This window comes from Frateuria sp. YIM B11624 (assembly GCF_049727805.1).
Classification (GTDB): Bacteria; Pseudomonadota; Gammaproteobacteria; order Xanthomonadales; family Rhodanobacteraceae; genus Frateuria_A.
The window spans coordinates 126,006-142,611 of record NZ_JBCNYA010000007.1; the positions used below are offsets into that span (position 1 = coordinate 126,006).

Consider the following 16,606-nt stretch of genomic DNA (forward strand, 5'->3'; position numbering starts at 1 on the left):
GCGCAACCCGCCCTGTCCCACGAAGGAATGACTCGCGATGAAAACCGGGCTCGCCGTGAAACTGCTCGCCGTCGCTGCGGTGGGAACCGCCATAGGCACCGGCGTGCTGTGGCTTGGAAAAAACCACACGGACGTCGCGAGCCCAGGCATCACGCCGACGAGCGCAGCTTCCATTGCGCAACGGGCGACCACCGCGGCAGACGCGTCGGCGCCTGCTGCCCCGGCACCGTCCGCGCCGCTGCGCAAGACCTATCCGGCCGGGCGCTGGGACATCGCCGTGCCCTTCATCAACCCGTTCGGTGCCCAGAAGGCCTACGTCGGGATCGAGCACGCGGCGAACGGGCGGCTGGACCTGCGCTACGTCGACAAGGACAACATGGAAACCGTCCGCTCTACCAGCGGCGAGACCTGGCAATTGCAGGTGGACTGGCAAGACAAGACCACCACCGCGTTCGACGACCTGTCGCGCTACGTCACGCAGCTCGGCGGCGAAACCTGGCCCGCCGACCGCGATGGCCTGGTCGTACACGCGCGCGACGGCGCGGGCGACGACTGGTGGGGCGTGGCCTTTCCGCGCGGCGATGGCTACCGGCTGACGGTATGCCGGCAACTGCAGCCGCGCGCCGGCAAGCCGCTGGCCTTGCGCACCGCCGACTTCAAGGACGGCACGCTCTACTTCACCACGACCAATCCCGGGCACCGCTTCCAGAGCCTGAAGGTCACCCTGGCCGATGGCGCGGTCACGCTGTACGGCAGCAACACGTATCTGCAGGGCCGCTACCGGCGCGACCTCGCCTACCAGCGCACGCTATACGCCTACAAGACCCACGACTACACGCTCGACGATCTGCCGCAGGACGGCGCCCTGCCGATCCAGTGGAAGTTGAGCTGGAGCGCAAAGACCGATCCGAAGCAGTTGACCATCGCCCTCGACGAGGGCGATGCACTGATGCCGGTGCACGACGGCGAGCGCCTGGGCGCGCTCAAGGTGCGTGGCGCGGCGCTGGGCGAAGTGCGGGTCGGCGAGCCGGCCGGCGTGTCGCTCACTCATCCGGAACTCGACCGCAGCGGCACCCTCACGCCCGACGGCGACACGCTGTTCTGGCTGCCCTCGGGCTACTGGAACGTCACGCTGGTGCCCGACACCCTGAAAGCCGCCTCCGACACGCTCGGCACGCGGCTGGTGCCGGTGAGCGCCGGGCAGATGACCGTGCTGGACGTCGGCTCGCTGGTCGACCGCGCCTACCGCGACCCCTCCGTGGACGAGGCCGCCGGCACCGACAGCCAGTTGCGCATCCTGGACGCCGCCGCGCAGGGCGACCAGGCGACGGTGGACTTCATGCTGCAGGACGGCGCCGGCGCGAAACTGCTGCCCACGCCGGACAACACGCAGATCGTCGAAGGCGGCAAGCCCGCGAGGATCCTGCGCATCGAGCGTCTCAAGACGCCGCCGAGCCTGGTGCTCGTGCTCGACTCCTCCGGCTCCATGCGCAAGTCGATGACCCGCGTGCTCGCCTCCGCGCGCAGCTTCATCCAGGGGTTGCCGGACAACACGCGCGTGCAGTTGATCGACTTCGACTCGCAGATCCGCCCGCTCAAGGGCACCGGCAAGGCGGACGCGCTGCGCAACCTGGGCCGGATCCGTGCGGACGGCTCCACCGCGCTGTACGACGCGGTGCTGGCCGGCCTGAAGCTGCTGGGTGGCGAGCAGCGCCCGACCCTGGTCGTGTTCACCGACGGCGTCGATAGCCGCGAGGACCATTCCGGCAAGGGCAGCAGCGCGACCAAGGCGCAGGTGAAGCAGGCGGTGGCCGATGCGCACGTGCCGCTGTTCACCATCGGCTTCGGCCGCGGCCACGACGGCAGCACGCTGAAGGAACTGGCCGGCATGTCCGAGGGCACCTACTACTCCGCCGACGACGCCGACGCCCTGCAGCACGTATTCGCCTCGATCAACGACCGCCTGGGCAACCGCTACGCCGCCATCTACGAGCGCCCGCGGGAAGCGGCGCCGTCGGACCTGCCGGTGATCACGCTGGCCACCGACGTCAGCCTGTCGATGGACACCGCGCCGACGGGCGCCGGTTGCGACTACTGCAATTACCGCATCGACAAGATGAAGAATCTCTACCACGCCTTCATCGAGCGCCTGCCGGCGAACAGCCTCACGCAGCTGATCAGCTTCTCGGGCGAGGTCAACGTCAGCCAGGTATTCACCCAGCGCAAGTCCGACCTGCTGCAGGCGCTGGGCAGCCTGCAGGTGCGGCCGGGCACCGACATCCTCGGCTCGGTGCGCAAGGCCTACCTGTCGCTGAAGGAAGTGCCGGCCGAGAAGCGGGTGATCGTCTACCTCACCGACGCGGCGCTGGACGTGGACAAGGACGACCAGCCGGCCTTCGAGAAGCTGCTGCAGGGCATCAAGGCCGACGGCATCCAGGTGCTGTGGGTCGGCATGGGCACCGGCGCCCGGGATGCGCCGTTCAGGCGCGCGGCCGAGCTTTCCGGCGGCCGCTACGTGATCTCCGAGGATCCGGCCGTACTCGCCGAGGCGCTGCAGGACGTGCTCGCCGACGCCAGGGCCCGGCCCGCCGGCAAGGCGGCGCTGACCGTCACCGTCAGCGGCCCGGCCGTCGATGGCCACGCCCGCCGCGATTCGGACACCCAGTTGCTCGACTTCCCGGTGCTGCAGAGCTCCACCGAGCGCTACAGCTTCGACACGATCAGCTACCGCACAGGCCTGAAGGCCCCGCAGTACGGCGCCGCTGCGGCCGCGCTGGTCTACGGCCGGGACATCCCCAGCCAGGACGTGATCCTGACCAAGCGCCTCGCGCTCGACGCCAGCGGCAAAAACCGGGCGATGGAATGGCACGCGCGCGAGATGTACCTGATGAAGCGCTTCCACGGCATCGACGCGCCCGGCGGCCAGGTGTTCCTGGCGCTGGACATGACGCTGAAGAACATCCAGTCCGAGGGCGCGCCCTACCTCATTCCCGATTTCGCCTCGCACTTCTTCGTCACGCTCAACCAGGCCGGCGCCTGGCCCGCGTCGCCGGCCACCTGGCTGGCACAGTCGCCGCTCGCGGCGCCGGGCGAGAACGACATCCGCATCGAACCGGACCAGACCGTGCACGGCGCGCTGGTGTTCCTCGTGCCCGATGCCGCCATCCGCCAGGCCTCGGCCGACTTCTACGACACCAGCAATGGCCACGTCACGCTGCCGCTGATCGGCACGCCGGCGCCGCGCACCGTCGCGCTGACCGCGCTGCCGAAGAGCGCGGACCGGCCATCGGACACCTTCGCGCTGAGCCTCACGGCCAGCCAGGACATGGACCGCATCGAGGACGTCGACGCCGGGCAGGACAGCCTGTTCAAGGTGCTCGAGGCGCGCATGGATTCGAAGATGCAGGCGGACCTGCACCTCGCGCCGTCGCAGCGCTTCTTCCTCACCGTCGACACGCCGCAGGGACCGTTCATGCTGCCGGTCAACAACGCGACCTCGCGGCTGCCGTTCGGCTTCCTGTGGCCGGTCACGCTGGCGCCCGGCTCCTCCAACCAGGTGCGTTTCGCGTTCCAGTTGCCGGCCGTGCTCCGGGACGCGCCGATGCGCCTGTACTGCGACCTGGCCGGCGGTGCCGTGGTGTTGCCGGTCCACGGCGGCACCGTCCCGGCCGCGGGTGGCGCGCCGAGCTTCCACGCCGCCGGCATGGACCTGACGGTGAACGCACTGGCCACCGCCGCGCCGTCGCACTGGCCCTACGGCCGCTTCGTCGTCGCCGACATCACCGTCGCCAACACCCAGGCCGGCACCGGCCTGTCCGGCCTGCGCGAAGCGTTCAGGCTGGTCCCCGACGGCACGCCGCCGGCGGACGGTCCGGCGACGCTGTCGCCCGACGCGCTCACCGACCGCCTGGCGCTGGGCATCGACAAGGACTGGCAGGTGTTCGACGGCGGTCGCCGGCGCGGCCTGCTGGTGTTCGCCATCCCGCGTTCCTGGGGCACGCGCGGCGTCACCCTGCAGTCGACCTTCTTTCCCGACCTCAGGCTGCCGCTCGCCAAGGCTGGCTATGCGCATGCCGACCTGCTGGTCGATCGCGTCGAACCGGCCGTGGACGACCGCTTCGACCGCGCGCTGGCGCTGGCGCTGAAGGACACGATCGCCCGCCACCGCGCGCAGGTGGCCGCGAGCCGGCCGCCGCCCGCGGCGGCACCCAACGGCCCGGCGCAGGACGTGCCCGTGCCGCCACCCGCGCTGGCCGGCGCCATGAAGCTGAAGGCCGCCGCCAGCCTGGCCGACGTGCAGGCGCTGCTGCGTGGATTGCGCTGGCTGCCCTCCTCCGGCGATTACTGGCACTACCGCCATGCGCCCGAGTCCGTGCTCACCCAGGGCTGGGGCGACGAGGGCGACCTGGCCAACCTCGCCGGCGGCCTGCTCGCCCGGCTCGGCTACGCGCCCGCGCTGCGTGCGGTGACGCTGACGGACGCTGGCCGCAAGGCGCTGGCCGCGCTCGGCCACGTCGATGAGGCTAGGGAGAAATACCTGCCGGCCTGGTCCTACGCCGACGCGCAAGGCAACGCGCGCGTGCTGGTGGTGCCCTTCATGAAGGACCTGTCCGAACTCGACGGCCTGGCGTTCTATCCGGCCGACCAGGAAGACCGCGCGATGACCCCTGCGGAAGCGCAGGTGCGCGTGTACTTCCAGGTGCGGCCGCGCCAGACCCGCGGCCTCACCGCCCTGACCGGCAGCATGGCCGACGCGCTGACCGGCGCCAGCGCCGGCCCGGCGAAAGACAAGGAGGTACGCGTGCTGCGCACCACCCTGCCTATGGACACGTTGGGGCGCGCGCCGGTCGACATCCGCGTCGGCGCACAGAAAGGCCTTTACACCGCAGTGCTGGAGAACCAGACGCTGCAGGTGCCGGGCGACGGCTACGTGGACCCGCACCAGTTCACCGTGACCGGCGTGCGCATCGAACTGGCGCTGCCCGGCCACACCGTGGTCCACACGACGGCCTTGCACGAGGGCGAAGACATCACCGGCGTGTTCTTCACCCTCGGCGCCAACCTGCCGGACCTGCCGCTTGACGCCGCGGCGCCCCTGCAGAAGGCCGCCGATGCCGCCTACCACGCGGTCGCCAGGCCGACCGTGCATTCGGCGCTGGCGTGGTACACGCGCAGCATCCTGTACCGCCTCGTCGCCGGCCAGAGCCGCTACGAGGCCGACCTCGCGCGCCAGCTCGGCGTCACCGCCGGCCGCACCGACCGCGCCCGCGCGCTGCTGGTCACGGTGCAGCGCTATGGCGACCCGTCGCACCTGCGCACCAGCGTCGACCTGATGCAGTCGGCCAACGACCTGCACGGCGGCGCGCCGGACGCGCGGCACGCCTTCAACCTGATGAGCGGCATGTTCGCTTCGCAGTTGGAAGCCGCCGCGCTGCCGCTCGAAGGTGCGGATTATTCAGAGGTCTGGAGACGCAGCCCCGACGGCACGAACCTCCTGATGAGCCTGAAGGACGGCCGCAACGGCGACCTGAAGTACATGCAGGAGCGAGCTATGCCTGCCGCGTTGATCGCGCATGCGAAGAATTCGGACAGTGTTCTGCTGGTGCCAAGCAAACCGACCCGCATCTACGGGGAGGATCGCTGGGCCTGGCTGGAGATCGATCCGGATACCTACGAAACCATCGCCATGACCGACACCGGTGAACACGGCAGCTTTGCCGACTACGTGATGGCGCTCGAACCGGTCACGCCCATCCACAATGATTACCTGCAATTCATGATCGGCGGCTTCGTGGGCGTCGACACCGCGGTGTGGAGCGTCAGCAGCTTTTCGCTGGAATCGTCTGACTACCGAGAGGTGCTTGCCGCGGCAGAAGACTACACGGCGCAGATCGGAGAGGTATTGGCTGGAACGAAAAAGCTATTGGATCTCAAGCCGATTCAACTCGGTGTCGGGCCAATCAAGGTGCTACCCAAGGCTTCGAAAATGATGCCTTTCCTGTTAGCCAAGACCTTTGAGGATGCCAAGGACAATGTGCCTCTCGGGGTCAAACAAAACGTGCTGACCTTTGCCAAGGGCTTCCAGGCCGGCGCTGCCTATTACTTCAAGCAGGCGCAGCCGCACAACGATAGGACGAAACATTGAACAGTCTGCGGCGGCGCCGCGAAGCTTCTGCACAGGAAGACAGCCCATGCCAGCCACCCGGCTTCTCGCCTTCATGCTCGCCTGCTGCACGGCAAGCGCCAGCCCCCTGCTCGACGCCGCCAGGCAGGCTCACGGGACGTCCGGCTGTCCCCTCCGCGGCCGATCTGGCACCATCGGCCGGTTACCCGTGCAAGAAAGCCCCCGATGAACCTGCAAGCCAATTTCGAACAGATCCCGCTCAAGGAATACGCCGAGCGGGCCTACCTCGACTACTCGATGTACGTGGTGCTGGACCGCGCGCTGCCGTTCGTCGGCGACGGCCTCAAGCCCGTGCAGCGGCGCATCATCTACGCGATGAGCGAGCTGGGCCTGGCGGCGACCGCCAAGCCGAAGAAGTCCGCGCGCACCATCGGCGACGTGATCGGCAAGTTCCATCCGCACGGCGACACCTCGTGCTACGAGGCGATGGTGCTGATGGCGCAGCCGTTCTCCTACCGCTACCCGCTGGTCGACGGCCAGGGCAACTTCGGCTCGCCGGACGACCCGAAGAGCTTCGCGGCGATGCGCTACACCGAATCGAAGCTCAGCCCCATCGCCGAGGCGCTGCTGGGCGAGCTGGCGCACGGCACGGTCGACTGGGTACCCAACTTCGACGGCACGCTGGAGGAGCCGAGCTGGCTGCCCGCACGCGTGCCGCACGTGTTGCTCAACGGCTCGATGGGCATCGCCGTGGGCATGGCCACCGACATCCCGCCGCACAACCTGCGCGAAGTGGTAAATGCCTGCATCCACCTGCTGGACAACCCCGGTGCCACCGTCGCCGACCTGGCCCAGCACATCCCCGCGCCGGACTATCCGACCGCGGCGGAGATCATCACCCCGCGCAAGGAGCTCTTGTCGATCTACCAGACCGGCACCGGCTCGCTGCGCGCCCGCGCGGTGTACCAGGTGGAGGACGGCAACATCGTCATCACCGCGCTGCCGCACCAGGTCAGCCCGTCGAAGATCCTCGAGCAGATTGCCGCGCAGATGCGCGCCAAGAAGCTGCCGATGGTGGAGGACCTGCGCGACGAGTCCGACCACGAGAACCCGATCCGCCTGGTGGTGGTGCCGCGCTCCAACCGCGTCGATGCGGCCGAGGTGATGCAGCACCTGTTCGCCACCACGGACCTGGAGAAGAGCTACCGGGTCAACCTCAACATGATCGGCCTGGACGGCCGCCCGCAGGTGAAGGACCTCAAGCGCATCCTCACCGAGTGGCTGACCTTCCGTACCGACACGGTCACCCGCCGCCTCAACCATCGCCTGGGCAAGGTCGAGCGCCGCCTGCACCTGCTCGAAGGCCTGCACATCGCCTACCTCAACCTGGACGAGGTGATCCGCATCGTGCGTTCGGAGGACGAGCCCAAGCCGGTGCTGATGAAGCGTTTCAAGCTCTCCGACGAGCAGGCCGATTACATCCTGGAGACCAAGCTGCGCCAGCTCGCGCGACTGGAAGAAATGAAGATCGAGGCCGAGCGCAACCAGCTCGAGGAAGAGCGCGCGCGCATCAACGTGCTGCTGAAGTCGCCGGCCAAGCTGAAGACGCTGATCAAGGGCGAACTGCAGGCCGACGCGGCGAAGTACGGCGACGCTCGCCGCTCGCCGCTGGTCGAGCGCGAAGTGGCGCAGGCGCTGGACGAGAGCGCGCTGGTCGCCAGCGAGCCGGTCACCGTGGTGCTCAGCCAGAAGGGCTGGATCCGCGCCGCCAAGGGCCACGACGTCGACGCCGAAGGCATGAACTACCGCGAGGGCGATGGTCTGCTCGCCGCGGTGAAGGCGCGTACCACGCAGCAGATCGCGGTGATCGACTCCACCGGCCGCAGCTACTCCACCCCCGCGCACACGCTGCCCTCCGCGCGCGGCAACGGCGAACCGCTGACCGGCCGCTTCAGCCCGCCGGCCGGCGCCAGCTTCGACGCGCTCACCGCCGGCGACAACGACACGCGGCTGATCCTGGCCACCGACTTCGGCTATGGCTTCGTCACTCGCTTCGAGGCGCTCACCGGGCGCAACAAGGCGGGCAAGCAGATCATCTCGCTCAGCGACGGCGCCCGGGTGCTTGCACCGCAGACGAGCGCCGATCCGGCCCGCGACCGCATCGTGGTGGTCACCACCGAAGGCCACCTGCTGATGTTCTCCGTGGCCGAGCTGCCGGAGCTGGACAAGGGCAAGGGCAACAAGCTGATCGAGGTGCCCAAGGCCAAGCTCGCCAGCGGCGAAGAGCGCGTCGCAGGCATCGCCGTGGTCAGCGAGGGCAAGGGCGAAGTAACCCTCTACGCCGGCCAGCGCAAGCTCACCCTGCGCTGGAACGACCTGGTCGAATACGGCGGCAACCGCGCCACCCGCGGCGGTCTGCTGCCGCGCGGCCTACGCCGCGTGGAGCGCATCGAAACCACCGGCTGAGGAAGAGCTGCAAGCCGGCCGCGTACCTGCTCCCTCTGCCCTCCGGGGAGAGGGCTGGGGTGAGGGGCCACTCTTGCGATAACCCATCATTCGAGCCACGCCCTGATCGACCCTCCCCGCGAGCCCCGGCCCCTCACCTCGGTCCTATCCCCGGAGGGGAGAGGAAGCAAAGCTGTCGGCTCGCTTCACTGCGAACTTTCCCACCCACCACCACTCCAACCCCGGTACACGCGACCGCGCCCCGCCCGTTGATACAGGCACCGCTCCACCGGATTCCGCCATGCGCCCCCAGCTTCCCGCCGCCCTCCTCCTCGCCACCTTGCTGGCCACGCCGGCCTGGTCGCAGAGCGCCGGCCAGCCGCTCAACCTCAAGCTTCCGCCCAGCGACCTGCCCGCTCCGGCCAGCACGGCGCCGAAGCCGTCGAGCGCCCCGGGCGTCTATTACGGCGACCACAGCGGCCGTACGGAGGCCGACGAAGATATCGCCACCGACGACTGCGACGACGCCACCTACAACCAGCCGCAGGTCCACGGCAGCGTGGGCATGGGCGTGATGAGCGGCCGCCACGTGGACGGCAGCTACCAGAGCGGCACGGTGAACCTCAGCAAGGCCTTCGGCAGTTGCGACCACCCCAGGGGCGGCGTCAGTGTCTCGATCGGCGCCGGCAGCGGGCACTTTCACCACGACGGCCACTGAGGCCCCGCGACCCGCGGATCTCCCTCCGCGCCGGAACACGCCTTCGATCTGCCAAGTGATGCCGGCCAGATCGACGGCTGCCACCAGTGGCACACGCATACGCCGTTGTGCTCCACTGCGGCGCGAGATGACGCAAGCTGACCCGTCCCCCACCGGCACTGCCACGCACCTGCGCGACCTCGCGCGCCTGCGCCGCGTGCGCGACCGCATCGACCGCGAATACGCGCAGCCGCTGGACGTCGAGGCGCTCGCCCGCGGCATCGGCATGTCGGCCGGGCACCTCAGCCGCCAGTTCAAGCTCGCCTACGGCGAATCGCCCTACGCCTACCTGATGACCCGCCGCATCGAGCGCGCCATGGCGCTGCTGCGCCGGGGCGATCTCAGCGTCACGGAGGTCTGCTTCACGGTCGGCTGCGCCTCGCTGGGCACCTTCAGCACGCGCTTCACGGAACTGGTGGGCATGTCGCCCAGCGCCTACCGCAACAGGGAGGCGCGCGCGACCGCAGGCATCCCCTCGTGCGTGGCCAAGCAGGTCACCCGACCGATCAGGAATCGAGAAGCGGCAGGCGGCGACCGCACCTAGACTGATCGCACCCCACAACGGAGCGACACCATGGACCTGACCATCCACTCCACCTTCCTGCCGCACAACGACCCGCAGGCCTCGCTGGCCTTCTACCGCGACACCCTCGGTTTCGAGGTGCGCAACGACGTCGAGTACAACGGCCTGCACTGGATCACCGTCGGTCCGAAAGGCCAGCCCGGCACCTCGATCGTGCTGCATCCGCCGGGCGCCACCCCGGGCCTCACCGACGACGAGCGCCGCACCATCGGCGAGATGATGGCCAAGGGCACCTACGCCATGATCATCCTGGCCAGCCGCGATCTCGACGGCACCTTCGCGCGCATCGAAGCCAGCGGCGCCGACGTCATCCAGGAACCGACCGAGCAGCCCTACGGCGTGCGCGACTGCGCCTTCCGGGACCCGGCCGGCAACCACGTGCGCATCAACGAAGTACGCTGACCCGCCATGTCCCCGGGAACGAAAACGCCCATGCCCATCCATACCGAAACGCCTTCCCGCTTGATCGACGCACGGATCGAGGAGCTGGCGGACTGGCGCGGCGACATGCTCGCCCGCCTCCGCGCGATCATCCGAGGGGCCGACCCGGAGATCGTCGAGGAGTGGAAATGGCGCGGCGTCCCGGTGTGGTCCCACGGCGGCATCGTCTGCACCGGCGAGAGCTACAAGGCCGCGGTGAAGATGACGTTCGCCAAGGGTGCGAAGCTGGAAGATCCCGCCGGCCTGTTCAACTCCAGCCTCGAGGGCAACACGCGCCGGGCCATCGATTTCCACGAGGGCGACGAAATCGACGAAAAGGCGTTGAAGGCACTCGTTCGCGCCGCAGTGGCGTTGAACACGTCCCGAACCGGCTAGCGCACCGCGAGGCAGCCCGTCAGGAACCGGTTGCCGCTTGCGCGAACGAGCGGCAACGCGGTCCCGGCGCAGCCCTTCGCAGCGAAAAGCATTACCCTTCCCGGCCAGCAAGCGAAGGCACGGAGCGGTGGATGCACGGCGAATACAAGATGCCTGGCGGCAAGCTGATCGTGGTCGACTTGGCCATCAGCGACGGTAGCCTGGCGCAGGTCCAGGTCAGCGGCGACTTCTTCCTGGAACCGGACAATGCGCTGCACGCCATCGACGCCGCGCTGGAAGGCCAGGACGCCGATGCCGACGAACACATGCTTGCCGCCGCCATCCGCGCGCAGCTCGCGCCCGGGGTAATGATGTACGGCATCTCGCCCGAGGCCGTCGCCGTGGCGGTCCGCCGCGCCATCGAGCAGGGAACGGCCGCATGACCCGCACGCTCTGGCGCGACCACGACTGGCACCTGATCCATACCGACCCGCAAGCGCCCGCGCTGCACATGGCGCTGGACGAAGTGCTCACCCACGAAGTCGGCGCCGGCCACCGTCCGCCGACCCTGCGCATCTGGGAATGGGGCGGTCCCGCGGTGGTGATCGGGCGCTTCCAGTCGCTGCGCAACGAGGTCGATGGCGAGGCCGCGCGCCGGCACGGCATCGAGGTGGTACGACGCGTATCCGGCGGCGGCGCGATGTTCATCGAACCGGGCAACACCATCACCTGGTCGATCTACGCGCCGCTCTCGCTGATCAAGGGCATGAGCTTCCAGGAAGCCTACGCATGGATGGACGCCTGGACGCTGGAGGCGCTGGCCGAGCTCGGCATCAAGGCGTGGTACCAGCCGCTCAACGACATCACCTCCGAGGGCGGCAAGATCGCCGGCGCCGCGCAGGCGCATCGCGGCGGCGCGGTGCTGCACCACGTCACCATGGCCTACGACATCGACGCGGCGAAGATGCTCCAAGTGCTGCGCATCGGTCGCGAGAAGCTTTCCGACAAGGGCACGCAGAGCGCCGCCAAGCGCGTCGATCCGCTGCGCAGCCAGACCGGCCTGCCGCGCGCGGCGATCATCGACCACATGATCGCCACCTTCCGCCGCCTGCATGGGCTGGCCGACGACACGTTGCGTTCCGACGAGCTCGCGCAGGCCGAAGTGCTCGCCCGGGAGAAGTTCGCAGGTACCGCCTGGACCGCCGACGTCGCCTGACGACGCCTCGTAACGGCTGGTTGGCACCTTTCCCCGAGCCGCAGCGCCACGCTCCCGAGCCTTCCCCCGCGAACGCGGGGGAAGGTGCCGACAGGCGGATGGGGGCGCTTTCTGGACGCGACGCCGAGATGCCTTTCGCGGGCTTCCCCCATCCGCCCTTCGGGCACCTTCCCCCGTAAACGGGGGAAGGATCGGAATGGCGCGCCCTCTGGCGCTCGGGGCGCAGGCCGCCGACAGCGACACGTGGAAGTTGCCGGTCGCCGTGAAGAAACTCGACAACGGCATGACCGTGGTGGTGTCCGAAGACCACAGCTCGCCGACCGTCGGCATCAGCATGGTCTATCACGTCGGCATGCGGCTGGAGCCGCAGAACCGCACCGGCTTCGCCCACCTGTTCGAGCACCTGATGTTCGAGGGCACACCGGACGCGCCCAAGGGCACCTTCGAGCGCGTGATCCAGGGCGGTGGTGGCGTGTTCAACGGCTCGACCCGCGCCGACTACACCAACTACATCGCCTCGGCGCCCTCCTCCGCGCTGGCGCCGATCCTGTGGCTGGAGGCCGACCGCATGAAGTCGCTCGACTTCAGCGCGAAGAACCTGGCCAACCAGCAGAACGTGGTGAAGGAAGAGATTCGCGTCAACGTGAAGAACCAGCCCTACGGCCTGTTCTTCTGGACCGACCTCAATGCGCTTGCCTTCGACAAGTGGGCCAACAAGCACGACGGCTACGGCTCGTTCAAGGACCTCGACCACGCCAGCATCGCGGACGTGAAGACCTTCCACGACACGTTCTACCAGCCGGCCAACGCCGTGCTCGGCATCGCCGGCGACGTGACGCCGGAGCAAGCCTTCAAGCTCGCGCAGCAGTACTTCGACAAGGTTCCCGCGCGCGCCCTGCCCAAGCGCCCGGACGTTTCCGAGCCGCTCAACACCAAGCCGCGCCATGCCGAGGAAACCGACGCGCTGGCCAAGGTGCCGGCGCTGGCCGTCGGCTGGAAGATGCCGCCGCGCGGCAGCGCCGACCAGGTGCCGATGATGGTCCTGTCGCAGTTGCTGGTGGGCGACGACGCCTCGCGCTTCTACCAGGGCCTGGTCAAGGGCCGCCAGTTGCTGCTCAACATCGAGGGCGGCATGAACTTCCCGCTGGGTGACGGCAGCGACTATGCCGGCCCTGCGTTGCTGGGCCTGTTCGCCATTTACAAACCCAACGCGACGCCGGACCAGGTGCTCGCCGCGCTCGACGAGGAAATCTCCAAGATCGCCGATGGCGGCGTGGACGAGGCCACGCTGGCGGGCGTGAAGACCAAGATGCTGTCCGAGTGGTACGGCGGCCTGGAGTCGTTCCTCGGTCGCGCCGATACGCTGGCCAAGCTGCAGACGCTGTGGGGCGACGCCAACGTCGCCAACAAGATGCCCGGCTGGATCCAGGCGGTGACCGCCGCCGACATCCAGCGCGTAGCGCGCACCTATCTCACCGACGCCAACCGCAGCGTGGTCGTGCGCCGTCCCGTCGCCGCCGCGAAAGCCCCTGCCAAGTGAGGACCGCCATGAAAACGAACAAGACGTTCAAGCTGCTCGCGCTGGCCGTGAGCCTTTCGCTGGCCGGTTTCGCGCAGGCTTCCACCCAGCCGCTACCGAAGGACCTGCCCGCCTACGGCCCGGAAAAGCCGCTGCCCACGCCGCAGATCCAGCAACGCACGCTGCCCAACGGACTGACCGTATGGGTAGTGCCGCGAGAAGGCTTGCCCAAGGTCAACGTGGAACTCGCGGTGCTGGGCGGCACGGCTGCCGATGACGCCGCCACGCCGGCGATGTCCGAAATGGTCGCGCGCCTGCTCCACGAAGGCACCGCCACGCGCAGCTCGCTCCAGATCGCCGAAACGCTGCGCTCGATCGGCGGCGACTACCACAGCGGCGCCTTTGCCGATGCGATCACCATCCGCGCCGACGCGCTGGCCTCGCACGCGCCCGAACTGATCGCGCTGGTGGCCGACACCGCCCTGCATCCGAGCTTCCCGGCCAAGGAAGTGGCGCTGGCCCAGGCCAACGCCATGCAGGAGCTGAAGGTGCAGGAATCGAGCCCGGCCTGGCAGGCGCAGCGCGCGTTCGACCATGCCGCCTTCGGCTCGCATCCGTATTCGCGCGACTCGCTCAGCGAGGCCAGCGTGCAGGCGAGCAAGCCCGAAGCCCTGCGCGCGCTGCACGATGCGCGCTTCCAGCCCGACCGTGCGCTGCTGGTGATCGTCGGCCGCATCGACGCCGAACAGGCGTTCAAGCTGGCCAGCGAGCAGTTCGGCGGCTGGAAGTCCGACGGCAGGAAGCTGGCGACCACCGTCCCGGCGCCAAGCGAATCGGCGGCCAAGCGCCTGATCGTGCCGCGCGCGGGCGCCGTGCAGAGCAACATCCGCTACGGCCGCCCGGTGATCGCCGCGAGCAATCCCGACTTCATCCCGCTCACGGTCGCCGACACCATCCTCGGCGGCGGCTTCACCAGTCGCATCACGCAGGACATCCGCGAGGACAAGGGCTATTCCTACAGCCCGTTCTCCTCCTTCGACGCCCAGCGCGCCGGCGGCAGCGCCTATGCACGCGTCGACGTGCGCAACGAGGTCACCGGCGCCACCCTGCAGGAGCTGACCAAGCTTTACGACAGCATGGCCACGCAGGCGCCCAGCACGGAGGAGCTGACCGGCGCCAAGCGGCTGGTCGGCGGCATCTACCTGCTGCGCAACCAGATCCAGAGCGCGCTCACCGCGACGCTGGCCGGCTACTGGATCGACGGCCTGCCGCCGGACTTCCTGAGCCGTTACGTGGCCGAGGCCAACAGGGTCACCGCCGACCAGGTGCAGGCCATGGGGCGCAAGTACTTCGCCGCCAAGGACCAGAGCATCGTGGTGGTCGGTGATCCGAAGGCGATCGACGCGCAGCTCAAGCCGTTCGGCACCTTCGAGGTGTTCAAGCCCTGAGCCCGCTGCGGCCGCCGGCGTTGCCGGCGGTCGCGCGCGTGCACGGTCATCGCCTTCACGCCCGCACGACGGCTGGGCGGACGAAATCGGGAATCCCGACCGCGGCAGAGGCCAAGGCCATGCAAAACCCCGTCGGCTGGTTCGAGATCTACGTGCAGGACATGCCCCGCGCGAAAGCCTTCTACGAGGCGGTGCTCGCCGTGAAGCTGGAAAAGCTGGAGGCACCCGACTCCAGCCCGCTGGAGATGTGGGCCTTCCCCATGCAGCAGGACGGTACGGGGGCAGCCGGCGCGCTGGTGAAGATGGAAGGCGTGCCGTCCGGCGGTAACAGCACGCTGGTCTATTTCTCCTGTCAGGACTGCGCCGTGGAAGCCGGCCGCGCCGCCGCAAAGGGTGGCAAGGTCATGAAGGAGAAGTTCGCGATCGGGCCGTATGGGTTCATCGCACTGGTGGTGGACACCGAAGGCAACATGATCGGCCTGCATTCCATGCAATGAACCGAAGTGGCCGGCCGCCGGCTCAAAGGCGGCTGTAGGACCACGACTGCATCCGGCCATCCTTGTACGGCATCACGCCGTGAAACGGGCGCGGGTCCTCGTCGAACACCAGCGGCAGGAAATGCCGGTCGCCTTCCCACATCGGCAGCTCCATCAGCCGGGCGCGCGGCACCCACTCCAGCGTGCCTTCGTGGTTGCCGGCCAGGCAGCGGCCCTCGAAGCCGTCGATCAGGAAGATGAAGCCCAGCCAGTCCTCGCCGTGCTTGCCGAACCCGGGCCAGTTGAGCGTGCCGCGCAGGCGCATCGAGGTGCACTCGATGCCGGCCTCCTCGCGGATCTCGCGGCGCATGCAGGCGGCGATGTCCTCGCCCGGCTCCATCTTGCCGCCCAGGCCGTTGTACTTGCCCAGGTGCTGGTCGTCCGGCCGCGCGTTGCGGTGGATCATCAGCACCCGGTCGCGGTCGGGCGAGAGCACGTAGCCGAGGGTGGCGACGATGGGGCAGTAGGCGGTCGACATCGGCGGGCTGGCAGTGGCAAAGCGAGGAGTGTAGCGCCGCGACTGAACGCGCGCCGCGCACACACTTGCGCCTGTCGCGCCCGGGCGGCGACCATCGGGGGATGATCCGCCTCGCCCCTCGCCTCCCGCTGCTGTCGATCGTTTCCCTGCTGCTGGCCGCGCTGGCCGGCTGCGCGCCGCAGGCGCGCGCACTGGACAGCGAGATACGCGCGTTCGAGGGGCAGAACTACCGCGTGGTCAGCATCGACCTCAAGCGCGAGCCGCTCAGCCTGCACTGGCGCGATCCGGGCAGCGACGAGCCGTTCGGCACCATCGACAGCCTGCGCCAGTGGGGCGAGGCGCGCGGCAGGCGGCTGCTGTTCGCCGCCAACGCCGGCATCTACGACGCGGCGTTCAAGCCGCTGGGCCTGTACGTGGAGGACGGCAAGGCGCTGGTGCCGCTGAACATGGCGCACGGCAATCCGGCCTCGGGCAATTTCTCGCTGCTGCCCAACGGCGTGTTCGCGATCTATCCGGATGGCCAGGCCGCGGTGGAGACCAGCGCGCAGTTCAAGGCGGACGGGCGCAAGGCGCGCTGGGCGACGCAGTCGGGGCCGATGCTGGTGATCGACGGCAGGATCAATCCCGCCTTCGTGCACGATTCGGACAGCCTCAAGTGGCGCAGCGGCGTGTGCGCGCGCACGCCGCACGAGGTGGTGTTCGCAG

The 16,606-nt window shown here is 68.8% G+C and carries 13 protein-coding genes; 12 read left to right on the forward strand and 1 reads right to left on the reverse strand.

Annotated features, from left to right (window positions below):
- Positions 1-37: 37 nt before the first annotated feature.
- The 11 genes from AAIL17_RS05530 (at position 38) to AAIL17_RS05580 (ending at position 15,384) form a co-directional block, all read left to right on the forward strand.
- On the forward strand, positions 38-6,145 hold the full coding sequence (locus AAIL17_RS05530) for a VWA domain-containing protein (protein WP_424681823.1): 6,108 nt from the start codon (positions 38-40) through the stop codon (positions 6,143-6,145).
- Positions 6,146-6,349: 204 nt separating this feature from the next.
- Complete coding sequence (gene parC / locus AAIL17_RS05535) at positions 6,350-8,590, forward strand: DNA topoisomerase IV subunit A (protein ID WP_424681824.1); 2,241 nt, start codon at positions 6,350-6,352, stop codon at positions 8,588-8,590.
- A 280-nt stretch (positions 8,591-8,870) separates the two neighbouring features.
- Positions 8,871-9,287 (forward strand): hypothetical protein, encoded by a 417-nt coding sequence (locus AAIL17_RS05540; RefSeq protein WP_424681825.1) that lies wholly within the window; start codon positions 8,871-8,873, stop codon positions 9,285-9,287.
- A gap of 127 nt (positions 9,288-9,414) precedes the next feature.
- On the forward strand, positions 9,415-9,870 hold the full coding sequence (locus AAIL17_RS05545) for a helix-turn-helix transcriptional regulator (protein ID WP_424681826.1): 456 nt from the start codon (positions 9,415-9,417) through the stop codon (positions 9,868-9,870).
- 30 nt (positions 9,871-9,900) lie between these two features.
- Positions 9,901-10,311: a VOC family protein gene (locus AAIL17_RS05550; RefSeq protein ID WP_424681827.1), complete on the forward strand. Its 411-nt coding sequence runs from the start codon at positions 9,901-9,903 to the stop codon at positions 10,309-10,311.
- 30 nt (positions 10,312-10,341) lie between these two features.
- On the forward strand, positions 10,342-10,725 hold the full coding sequence (locus AAIL17_RS05555; protein WP_424681828.1) for a DUF1801 domain-containing protein: 384 nt from the start codon (positions 10,342-10,344) through the stop codon (positions 10,723-10,725).
- A 131-nt stretch (positions 10,726-10,856) separates the two neighbouring features.
- Positions 10,857-11,147: a biotin--protein ligase gene (locus AAIL17_RS05560; RefSeq protein WP_424681829.1), complete on the forward strand. Its 291-nt coding sequence runs from the start codon at positions 10,857-10,859 to the stop codon at positions 11,145-11,147.
- Positions 11,144-11,920, forward strand: coding sequence for a lipoate--protein ligase family protein (locus tag AAIL17_RS05565; protein ID WP_424681830.1), 777 nt, complete (start codon positions 11,144-11,146; stop codon positions 11,918-11,920). The genes AAIL17_RS05560 and AAIL17_RS05565 overlap by 4 nt, the downstream gene beginning before the upstream one ends.
- 196 nt (positions 11,921-12,116) lie before the next feature.
- Entirely contained in the window at positions 12,117-13,460 is a 1,344-nt protein-coding gene (locus AAIL17_RS05570; RefSeq protein ID WP_424681831.1) for a M16 family metallopeptidase, read from the forward strand.
- A gap of 8 nt (positions 13,461-13,468) precedes the next feature.
- Positions 13,469-14,887, forward strand: a complete 1,419-nt coding sequence (locus tag AAIL17_RS05575) for a M16 family metallopeptidase (RefSeq protein WP_424681832.1) — start codon at positions 13,469-13,471, stop codon at positions 14,885-14,887.
- 119 nt (positions 14,888-15,006) lie between these two features.
- Positions 15,007-15,384, forward strand: coding sequence for a VOC family protein (locus AAIL17_RS05580; protein ID WP_424681833.1), 378 nt, complete (start codon positions 15,007-15,009; stop codon positions 15,382-15,384).
- Between the two features lie 22 nt (positions 15,385-15,406).
- Here AAIL17_RS05580 and AAIL17_RS05585 read toward each other — a convergent pair whose 3' ends face one another.
- On the reverse strand, positions 15,407-15,901 hold the full coding sequence (locus tag AAIL17_RS05585; protein ID WP_424681834.1) for an NUDIX hydrolase: 495 nt from the start codon (positions 15,899-15,901) through the stop codon (positions 15,407-15,409).
- A gap of 101 nt (positions 15,902-16,002) precedes the next feature.
- On the opposite strand from AAIL17_RS05585, the gene AAIL17_RS05590 reads away from it, so the two are divergent.
- Positions 16,003-16,606 (forward strand): phosphodiester glycosidase family protein (locus AAIL17_RS05590; protein ID WP_424681835.1); only part of this gene is annotated, 604 nt, incomplete at its 3' end.